The sequence below is a fragment of the Rhodanobacter sp. FW106-HT46G03 genome, from assembly GCF_058789895.1.
The window spans coordinates 1,086,286-1,102,456 of the sequence record NZ_JBYTCC010000001.1; the positions used below are offsets into that span (position 1 = coordinate 1,086,286).

General features: G+C 68.0%; 16 protein-coding genes. 10 read left to right on the forward strand and 6 right to left on the reverse strand.

Features of this window, described 5'->3' with window-relative positions:
• Nucleotides 1–122: 122 nt before the first annotated feature.
• The 6 genes from gspN (at nt 123) to AC3WP6_RS04595 (ending at nt 4,762) form a co-directional block, all read left to right on the forward strand.
• Nucleotides 123–914: a type II secretion system protein N gene (gene gspN / locus AC3WP6_RS04570; protein WP_492626613.1), complete on the forward strand. Its 792-nt coding sequence runs from the start codon at nt 123–125 to the stop codon at nt 912–914.
• Nucleotides 915–925: 11 nt separating this feature from the next.
• Nucleotides 926–1,687, forward strand: coding sequence for an inositol monophosphatase family protein (locus tag AC3WP6_RS04575; RefSeq protein ID WP_492628632.1), 762 nt, complete (start codon nt 926–928; stop codon nt 1,685–1,687).
• A gap of 27 nt (nt 1,688–1,714) precedes the next feature.
• A complete protein-coding gene (gene nudE / locus AC3WP6_RS04580) occupies nt 1,715–2,272 on the forward strand; it encodes an ADP compounds hydrolase NudE (RefSeq protein WP_492626614.1) in 558 nt (185 codons plus the stop codon).
• Nucleotides 2,269–3,090 (forward strand): 3'(2'),5'-bisphosphate nucleotidase CysQ, encoded by an 822-nt coding sequence (gene cysQ / locus AC3WP6_RS04585; protein WP_492626615.1) that lies wholly within the window; start codon nt 2,269–2,271, stop codon nt 3,088–3,090. Before nudE ends, cysQ begins: the two co-directional genes overlap by 4 nt.
• Before the next feature lie 2 nt (nt 3,091–3,092).
• Entirely contained in the window at nt 3,093–3,902 is an 810-nt protein-coding gene (gene mazG, locus AC3WP6_RS04590) for a nucleoside triphosphate pyrophosphohydrolase (RefSeq protein WP_492628633.1), read from the forward strand.
• A gap of 80 nt (nt 3,903–3,982) precedes the next feature.
• On the forward strand, nt 3,983–4,762 hold the full coding sequence (locus AC3WP6_RS04595) for a DUF4097 family beta strand repeat-containing protein (RefSeq protein ID WP_492626616.1): 780 nt from the start codon (nt 3,983–3,985) through the stop codon (nt 4,760–4,762).
• Nucleotides 4,763–4,768: 6 nt separating this feature from the next.
• Here AC3WP6_RS04595 and AC3WP6_RS04600 read toward each other — a convergent pair whose 3' ends face one another.
• The 3 genes from AC3WP6_RS04600 to AC3WP6_RS04610 all read right to left on the reverse strand — a co-directional run bounded on the left by AC3WP6_RS04600 (nt 4,769) and on the right by AC3WP6_RS04610 (nt 9,432).
• Nucleotides 4,769–5,263, reverse strand: a complete 495-nt coding sequence (locus AC3WP6_RS04600) for an AmiS/UreI family transporter (protein WP_492626617.1) — start codon at nt 5,261–5,263, stop codon at nt 4,769–4,771.
• Between the two features lie 118 nt (nt 5,264–5,381).
• The gene (locus tag AC3WP6_RS04605; RefSeq protein ID WP_492626618.1) at nt 5,382–7,868 is read right to left on the reverse strand and encodes an ABC transporter permease; all 2,487 of its coding nucleotides are present in this window, start codon (nt 7,866–7,868) and stop codon (nt 5,382–5,384) included.
• A gap of 862 nt (nt 7,869–8,730) precedes the next feature.
• Nucleotides 8,731–9,432, reverse strand: a complete 702-nt coding sequence (locus tag AC3WP6_RS04610) for an ABC transporter ATP-binding protein (protein WP_492626619.1) — start codon at nt 9,430–9,432, stop codon at nt 8,731–8,733.
• Here AC3WP6_RS04610 and AC3WP6_RS04615 point away from each other — a divergent pair.
• From AC3WP6_RS04615 to AC3WP6_RS04625, 3 genes are all read left to right on the forward strand, one after another.
• The gene (locus tag AC3WP6_RS04615; protein ID WP_492626620.1) at nt 9,431–10,045 is read left to right on the forward strand and encodes an arylesterase; all 615 of its coding nucleotides are present in this window, start codon (nt 9,431–9,433) and stop codon (nt 10,043–10,045) included. The two genes, AC3WP6_RS04610 and AC3WP6_RS04615, sit on opposite strands and share 2 nt — an antisense overlap.
• Before the next feature lie 75 nt (nt 10,046–10,120).
• Nucleotides 10,121–10,852, forward strand: a complete 732-nt coding sequence (locus AC3WP6_RS04620) for a response regulator transcription factor (RefSeq protein WP_492626621.1) — start codon at nt 10,121–10,123, stop codon at nt 10,850–10,852.
• Between the two features lie 16 nt (nt 10,853–10,868).
• Entirely contained in the window at nt 10,869–11,852 is a 984-nt protein-coding gene (locus tag AC3WP6_RS04625; protein ID WP_492626622.1) for a sensor histidine kinase, read from the forward strand.
• Between the two features lie 118 nt (nt 11,853–11,970).
• Here AC3WP6_RS04625 and AC3WP6_RS04630 read toward each other — a convergent pair whose 3' ends face one another.
• Nucleotides 11,971–13,320 carry a 3-oxoacid CoA-transferase subunit B gene (locus AC3WP6_RS04630; RefSeq protein ID WP_492626623.1) on the reverse strand — a complete coding sequence of 450 codons (1,350 nt, stop codon included), beginning with the start codon at nt 13,318–13,320 and terminating at the stop codon, nt 11,971–11,973.
• A 143-nt stretch (nt 13,321–13,463) separates the two neighbouring features.
• On the opposite strand from AC3WP6_RS04630, the gene AC3WP6_RS04635 reads away from it, so the two are divergent.
• Nucleotides 13,464–14,504, forward strand: coding sequence for an isoaspartyl peptidase/L-asparaginase family protein (locus AC3WP6_RS04635; protein WP_492626624.1), 1,041 nt, complete (start codon nt 13,464–13,466; stop codon nt 14,502–14,504).
• 1 nt (nt 14,505) lies between these two features.
• Here AC3WP6_RS04635 and AC3WP6_RS04640 read toward each other — a convergent pair whose 3' ends face one another.
• Together AC3WP6_RS04640 and AC3WP6_RS04645 are read right to left on the reverse strand one after the other, a co-directional pair.
• Nucleotides 14,506–14,973: a thioredoxin domain-containing protein gene (locus AC3WP6_RS04640; RefSeq protein ID WP_492626625.1), complete on the reverse strand. Its 468-nt coding sequence runs from the start codon at nt 14,971–14,973 to the stop codon at nt 14,506–14,508.
• Nucleotides 14,973–16,163: a sialidase family protein gene (locus AC3WP6_RS04645; protein WP_492626626.1), complete on the reverse strand. Its 1,191-nt coding sequence runs from the start codon at nt 16,161–16,163 to the stop codon at nt 14,973–14,975. The genes AC3WP6_RS04640 and AC3WP6_RS04645 overlap by 1 nt, the downstream gene beginning before the upstream one ends.
• Nucleotides 16,164–16,171 lie beyond the last annotated feature (8 nt).

Genomic DNA, 16,171 nt, shown 5'->3' on the forward strand with positions numbered 1-16,171 from the left:
GGTTTGTGCGCCGGAACACGTCGAGTGACTCCCGATCCGCATTCGGCGGCGGGACGACAGTTCCCGTTATCATTGGACGTCTATTTGCGGGGCAATCCGCGCAGCGCGTGCAGGAAGGCAGTTTGCGACTTTGGCAAAAAACCGGGCTGGTGGCGCTGATCGTCGTGCTGGCCGCCGGGGCGACGCTCTGGTGGCTGCCGGCACGCTGGGCGTTGCCGTGGCTGCAGCGTTCGCTGCCTGGCCTGCGCCTGCAGCAGGTGGCCGGCACATTGTGGAATGGGCGCGCTGGCCACGTCCTGGCGGACGACGGCGAAGTGCTGGGCCGCGCGCAGTGGCGGCTCTCGCGCATGGCGCTGCTTGGCCGTTCGCAGTTGTGGCTTGACGTGACGGGGTCGCGACTCGACCTGCGCGGCGAGGTCCGTCGGCTGGTGGACGACGAGGTCGAATGGCGCAATGTAGCGGCGCGCCTCGATCTCGCTGTGTTGTCCGATCCGAAACGGCGCCTGCTGCCGCTGCGCTTGCGCGGCGAGCTGGCGCTGCGTACCAGCCGTGTGTTGCTGCAAGGCGGCTGGCCGCGCGACGGCGAGGTTGTGCTGGTCTGGCGCAACGCCGCGCTCAAGACGCGTTTCGGCGACGTTTCGCTTGGACATCTGGACGCCCAAATGACGGCACAAGACGGTATCGTCCACGCACAATGGCACGCTACCGAGGATAGTCCGTTGCGCGCGCGCGGCACGCTGGCGGCGAGTCCGCTCGGTTGGCGGGCGCAAGCCGAACTGCAGGCGCGCGCGGACGCCCCGCTGTTGCAACGCTGGCTGGCCAGTCTTGGCCGGCCAGATGCCAGCGGCATCCTGCATCTCGAACGCCACGGCGGGCTTGCCGCCGCACCTCTCCCGGAGAAAGCCGCACCGTGAATACCCAAACCATGGCCCTTGCGCTGAACGCCGCACGCGAAGCCGCCGCAGCAGCGGCCGACGTGATCCTGCATTACTGGGAGCAGGGCGTCGCGGTCGAGCTCAAGCCGGATGCCACGCCGGTCACTGTGGCCGATCGCGAATCCGAGCAGGCGATCCGCCAGGTGTTGCGCGCGGCCTTGCCGGAGGCGGCGATCTACGGCGAGGAATACGGCCTCGATGGCGCGCGCGACGGGCTTTTGTGGCTGGTCGATCCGCTCGACGGCACCAAGAGCTTCGTGCGCCGCACGCCGTTTTTTTCGACCCAGATCGCTCTGATGGATCACGGCGAGCTGGTGCTCGGCGTGTCGAACGCGCCGGTGTACGGCGAAACCCTGTGGGCCAGCCGCGGCCAAGGCACCTGGTTCGGCGGCGAGCGCGTCCACGTGGCGCCGACCAGCGACATGGCACAGGCGTCGATCTCCACCGGCAACGTCAAGACGATGACCGCCGATGCGCGTTGGGCTGCCCTCGGGCAGCTGATCCGCGACTCCAACCGCATCCGCGGCTACGGGGATTTCTGCCATTACCACCTGCTGGCGCGCGGCGGACTCGATCTGGTGATCGAATCTGACGTCAACATTCTGGACATTGCCGCGCTGGCGGTGATCGTGCGCGAAGCGGGCGGCACGTTCACCGACCTGGACGGCCGCGAGTTGTCGCTGGATACCCGCAGCGTGCTCGCCGGCACACCGGCGATCCACGCCCAGGCGCTCGCGCGCCTCGCCGGCTGACGCGCCGCCAGCAGCTACAATCCTGGGATGCACAAGCCACCGATCATTCACGCCATCCGCGATGCTGCCGTCAGCCGTTTCCTGCGTATCGAAGCGGTGGATCTCGAGTTTTCCAACGGCGAACGGCGCACCTTTGAGCGGATGAAGCCCGGTGGCGTTGGTGCGGTCCTCATCGTGGCGATGCGCGATGCCGACACCGTGCTCCTGGTGCGCGAATACGGGGTTGGCCTCGATCGCTACGAGCTGGGCTTGCCCAAAGGTCGGCTCGACCCAGGCGAAACACCGGAGCAGGGCGCGAACCGTGAGTTGAAGGAGGAGGTGGGCTACGGCGCGCGCGAGCTGACCGTGCTGCACAAGCTGTCGCTGTCGCCGTCGTACATGTCGCACATGGCGCACGTCGTGCTGGCGCGCGATCTCTACCCCGAGCGCCTGCCGGGCGATGAACCCGAGCCGCTCGAAGTGGTGCCGTGGAAGCTCGCCGAGCTGCACACGCTGGTCACCCGCGACGACGTCAGCGAAGGTCGCTCGATTGCCGCGCTGTTCATGGCACGCGAGTACCTTGCCGGCCGGATCAAGCTCGCGTGAACACGCGTCCGGGGCATCCGCTGCTGTGGCAGGTGGGCGCCATCGCGCAACGTGCAGCGGCAGCCATTCTTGCGGTGTACCACGGCGATTTTGCGGTCGAGCTCAAGGCCGACCACTCGCCGCTGACTGCGGCCGATCTCGCCGCACAGCAGGTGATCGTCGAGGGGCTGGCAGCGCTCACGCCGGGTTGGCCGATCGTCTCCGAAGAGGCCGGCAAGGCGGCCTGGGCCGAGCGTCGCAGCTGGGCGCGGCACTGGCTGGTCGATCCGCTCGATGGCACGCGCGAATTCGTCAAGCGCAATGGCGAGTTCACCGTCAACATCGCGCTGATCGAAGACCACACACCGGTGCTGGGCGTGGTGCAGGTGCCGGTCAGCGGTGAGCTGTACGTGGCGGCGCGTGGCATGGGTGCGTGGTGGCAGCGTGCGCCGGATGTGGATTGGCAACGCGTCCACACCCGCCCCCTGGCGCAGCCTGCAATTGCCGCCGGCAGCCGTTCGCACGGGGGCGGCGATCGCACCGCCCTGGCGAACCTGCTTGGGGCTGGTTATATCGAGCAGCCGTTGGGCTCCTCGCTCAAGTTCTGCCTCTTGGCGCGCGGCGGTGCGGACGTCTATTTGCGCCGCGGGCCAACCAGCGAGTGGGATACCGGCGCCGCGCAATGCGTGCTCGAGGAAGCCGGCGGCGCAGTGCTTGATCTGCACGGCGTGCCGCTGCGCTACGACCGCGGCGAGTCGCTTCTGAACCCCGAGTTCATCGCGGTCGCGGATGCCACGCACGACTGGCCGGCGAAGTTGCGCGCGGCCGGCCTGCCATGAGCATGCCGGCAAAACACACGCTGGAAGATCTGTTGGCGATCATGCGTCGCCTGCGCGACGGTGAGCGTGGTTGCCCGTGGGATGTGCAGCAGGATTTCGCCAGCATCGCGCCGTACACCATCGAGGAAGCCTACGAAGTGGTCGACGCCATCGACCGCGGCGACTTTGCCGACCTGCGCGAAGAGCTGGGCGACCTCCTGCTGCAGGTGGTGTTCCACGCCCAGATGGCAAGCGAGCAGGGGCGCTTCGATTTCTCCGACGTGGTCGAGGCGATCAGCGCCAAACTGATCCGTCGCCATCCGCATGTGTTCGGCGACGTGCATTACGCAAACCTCGAAGCACAGAAGCGCGCGTGGGATGCGATCAAGGCGGCCGAACACGCGGCAAAAGGTACGCCGGACGATGCCAGCGCGATTGCCGGTGTTTCGCCTGGCTTGCCCGAGTGGCGGCGCGCGGCGAAATTGCAGCAGCATGCGGCGCGGGTCGGCTTCGAGTGGCCCGATTGGCGCCCGGTGCTGGACAAGCTGGTGGAGGAAACCGGCGAGGTGCGCGCCGAGTTCGAAGCCGGCAGCGATCCCGCGCGGCTGGAAGACGAGATCGGCGACGTGCTGTTTGTCGCGGTGAATCTTGCGCGTCACGGCGGCGTCGATTTTTCGCGGGCGCTGCGCCATGCAAACGCAAAATTCGAGCGGCGTTTCCGGCGCATGGAGCAGCTTGCCGCAGCAGAGGGCCGGCCGCTGGCCGAGCGCAGCTTGGCCGAGCAGGAAGCGCTCTGGCAGCGTGCGAAGCAGGCGGGCGACGCCACCGCTTGAACGGCCTGCGCCGTGGCTTGCAACCCTTCGCGCGGCACGCGCATCCAACTCCCCGTCATTCATCACTCGGGAGTCGTCGCATGTTCCGTTCCGTCCTTGCCGTCCTGTTGTGCGCGCCGCTCGCGGCGTTGGCTGCACCCTGCAAATACGAGGCGCCGCGCCACCTGCAGCTCGATCTTGCCGGCGTGCGCGGCGTGCAGCTCGAGGTGCGCAGTTTCGACCTGCACGTGAAGGCGGCGCCCGGTACCCGCCAGTTGCAGTTGAATGGCCGCGCCTGCGCCTCGGAAGCAAGCATGCTTGACCGTCTGCAAGTGAACCAGCGACGCGAGGGCGACCAGCTCATCGTCACTCTTGGCGGCGATCGCTCCGGCAGCGGCTCTGGCTTCAACCTGTTTGGCGCCAGCTACGCCAGCCTCGACGTCAGCGTGCAGTTGCCGCCGGAGATGCCGACCACGGTGCGCGTGGGTTCGGGCGATGCCTGGGTCTCCGGCCTGCAACAGCTGGCGAGCATCGTCGGCTCGGGCAATCTGCACGTGAGCAACATCAGCGGCGCCTTCAGCACCAGCGTCGGCTCCGGCGATGTCGATGCCAACGGTGTCGGCAGCCTCAAGGTGGGCGCCGTCGGCTCCGGTGATCTCAAGGCGCAGGGTGTCAAAGGTGAGGCGAACGTAGGCGCGATCGGCTCGGGTGACGTCAAGCTGCGCGATATCGGCGGCAACGTGCGGGTGGACACCATCGGCTCCGGCGACCTGGTGGTGAATGGCGTCGGCGGCAGCCTCAGCGTCGGTGCCAAAGGCAGTGGCGACGTGAACTACAGCAGCGTGCGCGGCAAGGTCGACGTGCCGCGCGCCGATGATTGATCGCGTCTACCAGCGCCCAAGCAACATCAGCAGGCCGGGTACCCAGCAGGTGGCAATGGCGACCAGCACGGTGTAAGGCGCAAGGAAGCGCTTGACGCTCAGCCGGGTGCAGCCGTCGACGAAGAACAGTGCCCACAGCGTGGACCACACCAGCCAGATCGTAGCCATCCGCGGATCGCCGCGGGTCCACGCATCCCAGCCCACCGGCAGCGCAGTGATCGCGACGAACAGGCAATACCAGCCGAGTCCCGCGCCGCGCAGGCCGAACCAGTTCACCGCCGCGACATAGAGGTAGGTGAAGGCAAACAGCAGGCCGGAGCCGACGGCGAGGAAATCCGCCGGCGTCACCGCGCGGCTGGCGCCGAGTACGCCAGCCAGCGCGGAGAGCAAGCCGACCAGCAGGTTGAACACCGCGGCGTCTTTGGCCTCGATCCGGCCGGCGAGCGTGAGCCCGTTGATGGCGAGCACGAAACCGACGAAGAGAAGAACAACGCCGAACATGGGGTTTCCTTGCGCTGGGACGGGGTGCGGGGTGTGGGATTCGAGGTTCGAAACAGCGTGAAGGCCGCCAACTTCAGGGTAACGCCTGCGCCCCTTTGCCTGCGTGTCGTTCTGGCGGCTATCCGTTTTCGCGCAGCAGCTGCATCGGTGGCGTGCGGGTGACCTTGCGCGTGCCGAGCAGGCCGAACAGCATCACCGCAACGGCGCAACCCAGGGCGCCGAGCGCGAGCGGTGCGAGCGGTGACACGAAACCTTCGATATGGAACAGCGCGCGACCCAGCCACAGCCCGGCACCGGCGGCGCCGAGCGCAGCGGTGCTGCCGGCGATCAGGCCGAGCAGCGCAAACTCGCAACCGGCGGCGATGCGCAGTTGCGCGCGGCGCGCGCCCAAGGTGCGCAGCAAGGCCGCTTCGTGCCGGCGTTCCGCGGCACTGGCGGCCAGCGCCGCGGCCAGCACCAGCGCACCGGCAAGCAGGCTGAAACCGAGGATCCAGCGCACCGCGCCGCCGACACGGCCGATGATGCCGCGGATGCGATCGAGCACGTCGTCGACATCGACCAGGCTGAGGTTCGGGTAGTCGCGCGCCAGCCGCGCCATCGCCGGCGCGTGGCCACGGTCCAGATGGAAACTCGCCAGCCAGGTGTGCGGCAGGCGCACGGCGTGCCGTGGGTCGAGCAGCAGGAAGAAATTGACCCGGAACGAGCTCCAGTCGACGTCGCGAAAGCTCGTCACCGTGGCGTCGAGGCTGCCTTCGCCGACGTCGAAGCGCATGCGGTCGCCGAGCTTGAGCGCAAACAGGTCGCGCCAGGTGCGGTCCACCGATACCTCGGCTTGCCGTGGGTTGATATCGAACCAGTGGCCCGCCAGCACGCGGTTGGCCGGCGGCAGCGCGGCCGCCCACGACAGCCGCAGCTGGCGATCCGCCCACTCGTGGGCACGTGGGTCGGCAAGCTGCAGCTGGTCAACCGCCACGCCGTTGATCGCGACCAACTTGCCGACGGCCAACGGCATCATGTTGAGGTGCCCGCCACCGAGGTGTGCCACGGCCTGGGTGAACGCGTCGCGCTGGGTGTCCTGCAGGTTCAGCGCAAACCAGTTTGGGGTATCGGGCGGCAGCTCGCGGCGCCAGCCGTCGAGCAACGCCGGGGCCACCACGGCCAGCACCAGCAACGCGGTGAGGCCCAGGCTGAGCGCGGTGGCCTGGATCACGCTCAGGGCGCGGCGGCGTGCGAGCGCCGCCAGGCCCAGCCGCAGCGCGGGGTGCGCGCCGGGTGCCACACGCCGCGTCAGCCACAGCAGCGCGATTGCCAACGCGGCTGCCGCCACGGCGACGCCGAGCAGGCTGATGCTGAGGATCAGCGCCAGCTTGAGTGAATCACTCTGGCTCCAGATGAGGCCGACCGCGACCGCGGCCGGCAGCAGATACAACGCATCGAAGCGGCGCACGCGGCGCACCGCGCTGGCGCGGAACACCGCCACCGGCGGCACTTCGGCCAGCCGCAGCAGTGGCGGCAGCGCAAAGCCGGCGAGCACCGCCAGCGCCATGGCTGCGGCGCCGAGCGCCGGCCACACCGGCAGCACAGTGGGCAGCGCACCGAACAAACTGCCGGCAAACCGCCATGCGAGCTGCCCGACCGCCAGCGTGACCAGCACGGCCAGTGCCGTGACTGGCAGCGCGAGTATCGCGAGTGTGCCCAGCAGCAGCCCCAGCGTGCGCCGGCGCGAGGTGCCCAGCGCGCGCAGCAGCGCGACCTCCGGCGTCTTGCGCCGCGCGTAGCGCTGCGCCGAGAGGGCGATCGCCACGCCGGCCAGCAACGCGGCGAGCAAGGCGGTCAGGTGCAGGAATGTACCGGCGCGTTCGAACGCGCTGCGCATGCGCTCCCGCGTGCGCTCGGGCGTGATCAGCTCGGCGCCCTGCGGCAAGGTCTGCCGCTGTGCCCAGGTGCGCCATGCGCGTACCTCGTCCGGCGCGCCCGCCAGCAACAGGCGATGCGTGGCGCGGCTGCCGACGCCGAGCAGGCCGGCGTCCTGCGCATCGGCAAGGTTCATCAGTGCGCGCGGCGCGAGGGCGACAAGGGTACCGCCGTCGGGCTGCTGCACGATCCGCGCAGCGATGCGCAGGGTGCGGCCGCCAAGCTGCACGTCATCACCCACCCCAAGCCCCAGTGCCACCAGTGCACGATGGTCGAGATACACGCTGCCGGGCGCCGGACCATGGCCGATGCGCGTGGCGCCGTGCGCATCCGCCAGTGCGAGCTTGCCGCGCAATGGCCACGCCGCGTCGACCGCCTGCACATCGAGGAGCTGACTGCGCTCACCGGCAAACGCCACACTGGGGAAACCGGCGGCGCGGCTGGTGGCAAGCTGGTCACGCTGTGCCTGTTCGGCGAACGTCGCCGGCAGCGCCTGCGGGGCCGAGATGCCGATGTCGCCGCCGATCAGCTCCGCCGCGCTGGCCAGGATGCCGTTCTCCACCCGTGCCGCCAGCGTGGCGACGATGCCCAGCGCCAGTACGGCCAACAGCAGCGACCCGGCCAGCGTGCGCAGTTCCGGGAGCCGCCATTCGCGGCGCAGGTTGCGCAGGGACAAGCGCATGAGGTTCATGGGTGTGCTCCGGCGGCGCAGGCGATCCGTTCCCGTGCCGGATTGCACGCTTCTGCTTGCAAGCGGGCAAGCGGGTGGAGCTGTCGCCGCTGGTGCGGCGGGTGCGGCATCAGGGCGGTTTCGTGCGCCCTGCGGGCGCGCGAGCTACTTCTCTTTTGCTTGCCCAAAAGAGAAGTAGCCAAGAGAAAACGGCACCCCGCGGCGGCGCTTTTTGCCCATCCGTGGGCAAAAAGTGCGTGAGGCGGGGCCGGGCTTTTCGAGCGGGCTCCTGCCCGCACGAAAAGGCGAGGCCATCCCTGGCCTCGCCCCTGCGGGCTTTTCCGACCCCGCCTCACCGCCGCCGAGGGGCCCCAGGAAGAGCGGCGCGCGTCGTGCGCGCCAGAAGAAGCCAAAGCATCGCCCCTCCCGCAACTGGTGGTGCGCGGCTGTTCTGCTTTGGGCGCGCGGACGCACGCCTGCCCTTGTGGGGCCCCTATGGCGCGGCGGGTGGGCGGCGGGTAGTCCGCAGGATGGCCCGCACGGAGGCGGGCCAGTTTTCCGCCGGCACAGGGATGTGCCGTCGGAAAACCCCGCAGCCCACCCGCGCACCCGGAGGGCAGGATGCCCGGAGGGCGCGCCATCGGGGTGGCTTCTCTTTTGGCTACTTTTCTCTGGCCATTCAGAGAAAAGTAGCTCAGACGCCCGCAGGGCGTTCGAAACCGCTCTGATACTACGCATCGCGCCAGAGCCAGGTGGAAGCCCGCGATCGTTCCGCCAGCGACCCATTGGGATGAATCCCGGTCTGCAAGCGGGCGATGGGTGACGCGGAGGCGGTTGTTCCGGTTTCGAATCCGGCTGGGCTGCGTCACCGGTGAGCGCACGCTCATGCGCCGACCGTCGCCGCGGTTTCCACCACGCGGCCTTCGTGCAGCTCGATGTGCCGTGCGCAGCGCGCGGCGAGCTGGCTGTCGTGGGTGACCATCACCAGCGTGGTGTGGTGGTCGCGATTGAGCGCAAACAGGAGGTCGGCGATGTGGTGGCCGGTGCGCTGATCCAGGTTGCCGGTGGGTTCGTCGGCAAACAACACGCGTGGCGCGTGCACGAACGCACGTGCAATGGCCACGCGCTGCTGTTCGCCGCCGGAAAGCTGCGCTGGGTAATGTCGCCGACGTGCATCGAGCCCGACGGCGGCAAGCGCATCGCGGGCCTTGCGCCGCGCCTGCGCATCGCCCGCAAGTTCCAGTGGCAGCATCACGTTTTCTTCGGCCGAAAGTGCGGGCAGCAGATGGAACGACTGGAACACGAAACCGACCAGCTCGCGCCGCAGGTCGGCACGCGCTTCTTCATCCAGCGTTTCCAGCGCGTGGCCGGCAAGCCGCACGTGGCCGCTGCTGGGCGTATCGAGCCCCGCGAGCAGGCCAAGCAGCGTGGTCTTGCCCGAGCCCGATGCGCCAACGATGGCGAAGCTTTCCCCGGCCGCAACGCACAGGCTCACATCTTCGAGTATCGCCAGGGGGCCCTCGGGGCCGATCACCGACTTGCTAACATCACGGGCTTCGAGAATGGCTGGAGGCGTGTCGCGCATGCGTCGGTTCCTGATCGTGTTGCTGTGGCTGGCGGGCGGGGCCTTTGGCGTGCAGGCCGCGGGCGCGCGGACGGTGCTGGTGCTGGGCGATTCGCTGTCGGCTGCGCACAACATTGCCGTCGACCAGGGCTGGGTGCATTTGCTTCAGGCCCGATTGGCGAAGATGGGGCCGGGATGGACGGTGGTCAATGCCAGCATCAGCGGCGAGACCTCGCTGTCCGGACGCAATCGCCTGCCGGCGCTGCTTGCTACCTATCGCCCGCAGGTGGTGGTGATCGAGCTGGGGGCGAACGACGGCCTGCGCGGCCTGCCGCTCGACCAGCTGCGCGACAACCTCACCGCGATGGTCAGTGCGGCGCAGGCCACTCACGCCAAGGTGTTGCTGCTCGGCATCGAGCTGCCACTCAACTACGGCCCGCAGTATCGCGATGGCCTGCGCGCGGTCTATGCCGACCTGGCGCGGGAAAAACACGCGGCACTGCTGCCTTTCTTGCTTGAAGGCGTGGCGCTCGATCCGGCCCTAATGCAGCCCGACGGCCTGCACCCCACGGCGGCAGGCGAGCCGAAGGTGCTGGACAACGTGTGGCCGCTGCTGCAGCCGCTGTTGCGCTGACGCGTCTTCACGCGCGGCTCACCTGGCCTCCGTTTGACTTTCTTCACATTTGTGAAGCCAACGCGGAGAAGGCACATGAGCGGACGCGAAGAGCAAGCCGGTTTGATCCTGCTGGTCGAAGACAACCGGCAGATCGCCGAAGCCGTCGGCGAGTTTCTTGAAACCCGCGGCTACTCGGTGGATTACGCGGCCGATGGCCCGAGCGGCCTGCACCTGGCCGTGGCCAGCAGTTATGACGTGATCGTGCTCGACCTGATGCTGCCGGGGCTGGACGGCCTGGAGGTGTGCCGCAAGCTGCGCCACGACGCGAAAAAGTCGACCCCGGTGCTGATGCTCACCGCGCGCGACACGCTGGAAGACAAGCTCATCGGTCTCGAGGCCGGCGCCGACGACTACCTCGTCAAGCCGTTCGAGGTGCGTGAGCTCGAAGCGCGCCTGCGCGCGCTGATCCGTCGCGACCGCCGCCAGGTGTCGGCCGAGGTGTTGACCGTGGGCGACATGACGCTGGATACCGCCACCTTGCGCCTGACCCGTGCCGGGCAGGAGCTGACGGTGTCGCCGATCGGGCTCAAGCTGCTCGCGATCCTGATGCGCGAGTCGCCGCGCGTGGTCAGCCGGCGCGATATCGAGCGCGAAATCTGGGGCGACATGCTGCCGGATTCGGACACGCTGCGTTCGCACCTCTACAACCTCCGCCGCATCATTGACAAACCCTTCCCGCGGCCGCTGCTACATACCATCCATTCGGCCGGATATCGTCTCGCGGATCTCGATGCGGAAGTGGCGACGGCCGTCCAGACGGCATGAAATGCAGCAGATGGTGATGAAAGCAAGGGTGGAACGACGTGCGGCCGCGTGTCACGACGGCGTGTTTTGCCACCGCATTGCCTGGGTGTTCGCGCTGCAGCTGGCGCTGACCGTGGCGCTGTGCGTCGCGTTGGCGCGCGGCTGGCTGCCGCTGCCGCTCGTGCTTGGCGTGCTGGTGCTGGCGACGGTGGTGGCGTGGCGGGTGGCGCACCGCGCGTGGCTGCCGGTGCGCACGCTGGCCGGGCTGATGCGTGGCTGGCACGATGGCCAGTCCGACCCGTCAATACTGTGTCCCGAGCGTTTGTCGCGGCGCACCGATGCCGACCTTGCCGCGCTCACCGAGGCATTGCATGGTTTTGCCGCACGCATTGCCGATTACGGCACGCGCGAGCGCAACTTCACCCGTGATGCCAGCCACGAATTGCGCACGCCGCTCACCGTCATCCGCACCTCGGTCGACATGCTCGGCAGTGAGGACGGCATCAGCGATTCCGCCAAGCGTTCGGTGCGCCGCATCCATCGCGCCGCGCGCGAGCTGGAAGCCATGGTCGACGTGCTGTTGATCCTTGCGCGCGAATCCGACCCCGGTTGTGCGGGCGAGCGCTTCGTGGTGAACGACGTGCTGCGCCGTGAGTTGGATACTGCCAGCGAGCTGTTCACCGACGCCGCCATCCACTTGCGGCTGGATGAGCCGGCGCGGTTTGCGCTGCAGGGTTCGGTGCGTGCGTTTGCGGTGCTGTGCCGGCAGCTCATCCGCGACGCCTGCCGGCAGGCGGTATCCGGCCACGTGGTGGTCACCGTACTGCCGTCCGCATTGACCGTCAGCCACGATCCGCAAGCCGTCGCGCCACCGGTTGCGGCCAACGCACCCGCGAGTTTTGAGCTGGCCATCGCACAACGCATCAGCGCGCGTTATGCGTGGCCGCTCGAATTGCCCGCGGCAGGCAGCGCCGCGGTGACGCGCGTGCAGTTTCCCGACTCGCTGCCGGCGGCGGCGTAAGGTCGCGCGGCCTGTGGAGCTGGGAATGGGCAATCGAGAATAGGGAATGGGCAGGGCGCCTTGAGGTGAACCCTCATTGCGGTGCGCCTTTCTGATTTCCTATTCCCGATTCCCAGTCCTAGAGCTTCACCGCGAACGCACAGCCGGTTTTCGCCTTCACGTCGTCGAGCGTCGTGCCGGGGCTCAGCTCGATCAAGGTCAGGCCGCCCTTGGCCTTGTCCACTTCGAACACGGCAAGGTCGGTGATGATGAGGTCGACGACTTGCTTGCCGGTGATCGGCAAATCGCACTGTTCCTTGATCTTCGGCGAGCCGTCCTTCGCGCAGTGTTCCATCAGCACCACCACGCGACGCACGCCGGAAACCAGGTCCATTGCGCCGCCCGGGCCCTTCACCATCTTGCCCGGCACCATCCAGTTGGCGAGGTCGCCGTTGCGCGAGACCTCCATGCCGCCCAGGATCGACAGGTCGATGTGGCCGCCGCGGATCATGGCGAACGAGTCCACGCTGGAGAAGAACGCCGAGCCGGGGATGGTGGTGACGGTCTGCTTGCCGGCGTTGATCAGGTCGGGGTCGACCTGCTCCTCGGTCGGGAACGGGCCGATGCCCAAGAGGCCGTTTTCGGACTGCAGCACCACGTCGATGCCGGCCGGGATGTAGTTGGCCACCAGCGTCGGGATGCCGATGCCGAGGTTCACGTAGAACCCGTCGCGCAACTCCCTGGCCGCGCGCTGCGCCATCGCGATGCGGGTGGGGTTGGCCTTGCCGGTGGATTGCCCGGCCAGGGTCTTGATCTCGATCCGCTTCTCGTACTTGGCGCCCTGCACGATGCGGTCGACGTAGATCCCCGGCACGTGGATGTTGTTCGGGTCGAGCTCGCCGACCGGCACCAGATGCTCCACTTCGGCCACGCAGGTCTTGCCGCAGGTGGCGATCATCGGGTTGAAGTTGCGTGCGGTCTCGCGAAACACGAGGTTGCCCATGGCGTCGCCCTTCCACGCCTTGACGATGGAAAGGTCGGTGCGGATGGCTTCCTCCAGCACGTACTCCTTGCCGTCGAACACCTTGGTTTCCTTGCCTTCGGCCAGCTTGGTGCCGAACGAGGTGCGGGTGTAGAAGCCGGGGATGCCGGCGCCGCCGGCGCGCAGCTTCTCGGCCAGCGTGCCCTGCGGGGTCAGGTGCAGCTCGATCTCGCCGGCCAGCGTCTGGCGCTCGAACTCCTTGTTCTCGCCCACGTAGGAGGCATACACGCGCTTCACCTGATGGGTCTTGAGCAGCGGGCCCATGCCGAAGTCGTCGACGCCGGCGTTGTTGCCGACGATGGTGAGATTTTTGGTGCCGGCATCGAGCAGCGCGCCGATCAGGTTTTCCGGAATGCCGCACAGGCCGAAACCGCCGGCGGCAATCGTCATGTTGTCGAACAGCAGGCCTTCGAGCGCTTTCGCGGCGGAGGGATAAACCTTGTTCATTGCCATGCCTTCGTGTGCAAGGGAATAGGCTTGCAAGGATACGACGTATCGCATCGGCGCCGCGTCGTACTTAAGGGGCATGGCTGGTGGTGATACCCGTCACCGGCCGCGGATATACTGCGCCCGTGTCCTGGAGAAGCTGCGTGAACTTGCACCGCGTGTTGCTTGCCGTCGTGCTGTCGGGAATCGTTGCCGTGAGTGAAGCCGCCGTGCCACCGGTGCTGGTGATCCACGGTGGTGCCGGGGTGATCAAGCGCGATTTGACGCCGACCAAGGAAAAGGCGATCCGCGCCGCGTTGACGCAGGCGCTCGAAGCGGGCTACGCGCGGCTCAAGGCCGGCAAATCCGCGGTGGGCGCGGTGAGCGCCGCGATCGTCGTGCTCGAGGACGATCCGAACTTCAACGCCGGCAAGGGGGCGGTATTCACCCACGACGGCAAAAACGAGCTCGACGCGGCGATCATGGATGGCGAACGTCGTCGCGCCGGGGCGGTGGCCGGCGTGCAGCACATCAAGAATCCCATCCTCCTGGCGCGCGCGGTGATGGACAAGACACCGTACGTCATGCTCGCCGGCAGCGGCGCCGAGGATTTTGCGCGCAGCATTGGCATGCCATTGGTGGATGCGGCGTATTTCCGTACCGATGCGCGCTGGCAGCAATTGCAGAAGGCGCGCAAGGAAGACGCCAGCGGCAAACTGCACGCCGACGAGGGAACCGCGAAGCATTTCGGCACCGTCGGCGCGGTGGCGCTGGACGTCCACGGTCATCTTGCCGCCGGCACCTCCACCGGCGGCATGACCGACAAGCGCTGGGGCCGCATCGGCGATTCGCCGATCATCGGCGCCGGCACCTACGCCAACAGCGATTGCGCGGTGTCCGCCACCGGCTGGGGCGAGTTCTACATCCGCACCGTGGCGGCGCACGCGATCTGCATGCGCGTGAGCCAGATGCGCATCCCGATCCAGCGTGCGGCCGCGGTGGTGGTGAACCAGGAGATTCCCGCGCTCGGCGGCAATGGCGGCGCGATCGCGCTCGACGCACATGGCAACATCGCCATCCCGTTCAACACCGATGGCATGTACCGCGGCTGGATCGACGCCAGCGGCGTGCCGCACGTGGCGATCTACGGCGACGAGGACGACAGCACCGCCGAGCCGCCCGCGCCGGCCGCCAGCGTGCACTGAGTCAGCGCAGCAGTTTTTGCAGACGTGCGGGTGTCAGCTCGCCGCTGGCGCCGGCGCGCCGGCCATCGGCGTGGATGACCTCGGTGCGTGGCGTCTCGCCGCCCCATTGCGGATCGAGCAGGAAATTGAGGTGCTCGGGCGCCGCCTCGACATAGGCGCGCGCCGGATAGCCGTCCATATGCATCAGCTTCAGTCGCGCGGCGATCTGCGCATGCAGCGCGTAGCGGTCGGTGGCCACGGTGACGAGCTGGTAGTAGTCCGGTTGCGCCTGCACCGCCTTCGCCAGCGCCTGCATGTTGGCTTCGCAGTAGGCGCAATCGAGCGCCCAGATGGCAATGATGCGCGTGCCCTGCGCGGGCGGCTTGAGCAGGGCCGGGATGTCGCTGGCCGCGAGCGGCTGCAACGCGGGCGCCTGGGCCAGCGCGGGCATGGCGAGGGTGAACAGGGCGAGCAGCATCCAGCGGCGCATCAGCGTGCCCCCGTGTCGATCAGCTTGAAACCATCCGTGGTATTCCACGCTGCGTAGGCGTGGGCGCCGCGCAGCAGGATTTGCGGCGAACCGACGGCGTGGGTCGAGGTGGCGATCGTGCGTGGCGCCGCAAAGTGCAATCCGCCGTCGTCCGAGCGGCGCAGCATCAGCGCGTAGCCTTCAGCGTTCACCTGGTTCCACACGAGCCACACGGTGTTGCCATGCGCGGCAACATCGGCGTGGCTAGCGCCCGGCCCGCCGATTTTCAGCATGTGCCGCGGCGCATGGCCGGGATCGAGCTGGCCGTACCAGATCGTCGGTCCGTCTTTCGCTTCGTACCACACTGCGTGGCGCACCCCGTGCGCGTCGATCGCCAGACCCGGTCCGTGGTCGGGGCAGGCGGCCACCTGCCACTGGCTGAAGGTGGCGCGTTCGGCGTGTGCCGGTGCGGTGCCGGCAGGCAGCAGGGCAAAGGCGTGGTCGCGGATGTTGTCGCCGTAGATGCCGCGGAAGAACGCGGCGATGGTGCCATCCGGCGCCCGCGCCAGCGTCGTGCGGCAACATTCGCAACTGTGGTCCATCAGCTTGCGCTCGGGGGCAAAGCTGCGGCCGCCATCGCTCGATCGCGTGTAGTAGAACGCGAACCCCGCGTACGGCTTGCCGGCGGCTTTTGCCGCGGCGCTGTCGCGGCCGTCGATCCATGCCGAAACGATGTCGCCGTTGCCGGCCACCGCAAGCGAGTCGAAACCGCGCGTGGCCGGCGCGGTGCCGTGGTTGACCGTGATCGGCGCCGAGAAGGTCTTGCCGCCGTCGCCGGAACGCGCGAAGCGCACGTCGCCGACCCAGCCGGCGGCGGGCTTTTCCGTCCACTGCACGTAAACCGCGCCGGCCGGGCCGAAAGCGATCTTCGGCCGGTTTTCGCCGGTGGCGTAGACCGCCTCCGGCGCCGGGTTCACGGTCATCGGCGTGCCAAACGTTTTTCCAAGATCGGTGGAGCGCCGCAGCATCACATGCTCACCGTGGGCGCTGGCCAGCCATAGCGCGCCCTGCGCATCGAATGCGGCACTGGCGCCGAGCGCGGGGTCGCTGCCCATGTCCATTTTCATGGCACCGGCGTTGACGGCAAACGGCAGGAGACCAAGGCCAAACCAGAACCACGATCGGCGCCAGCGATAAAAGAATGAAGACATGACGGATT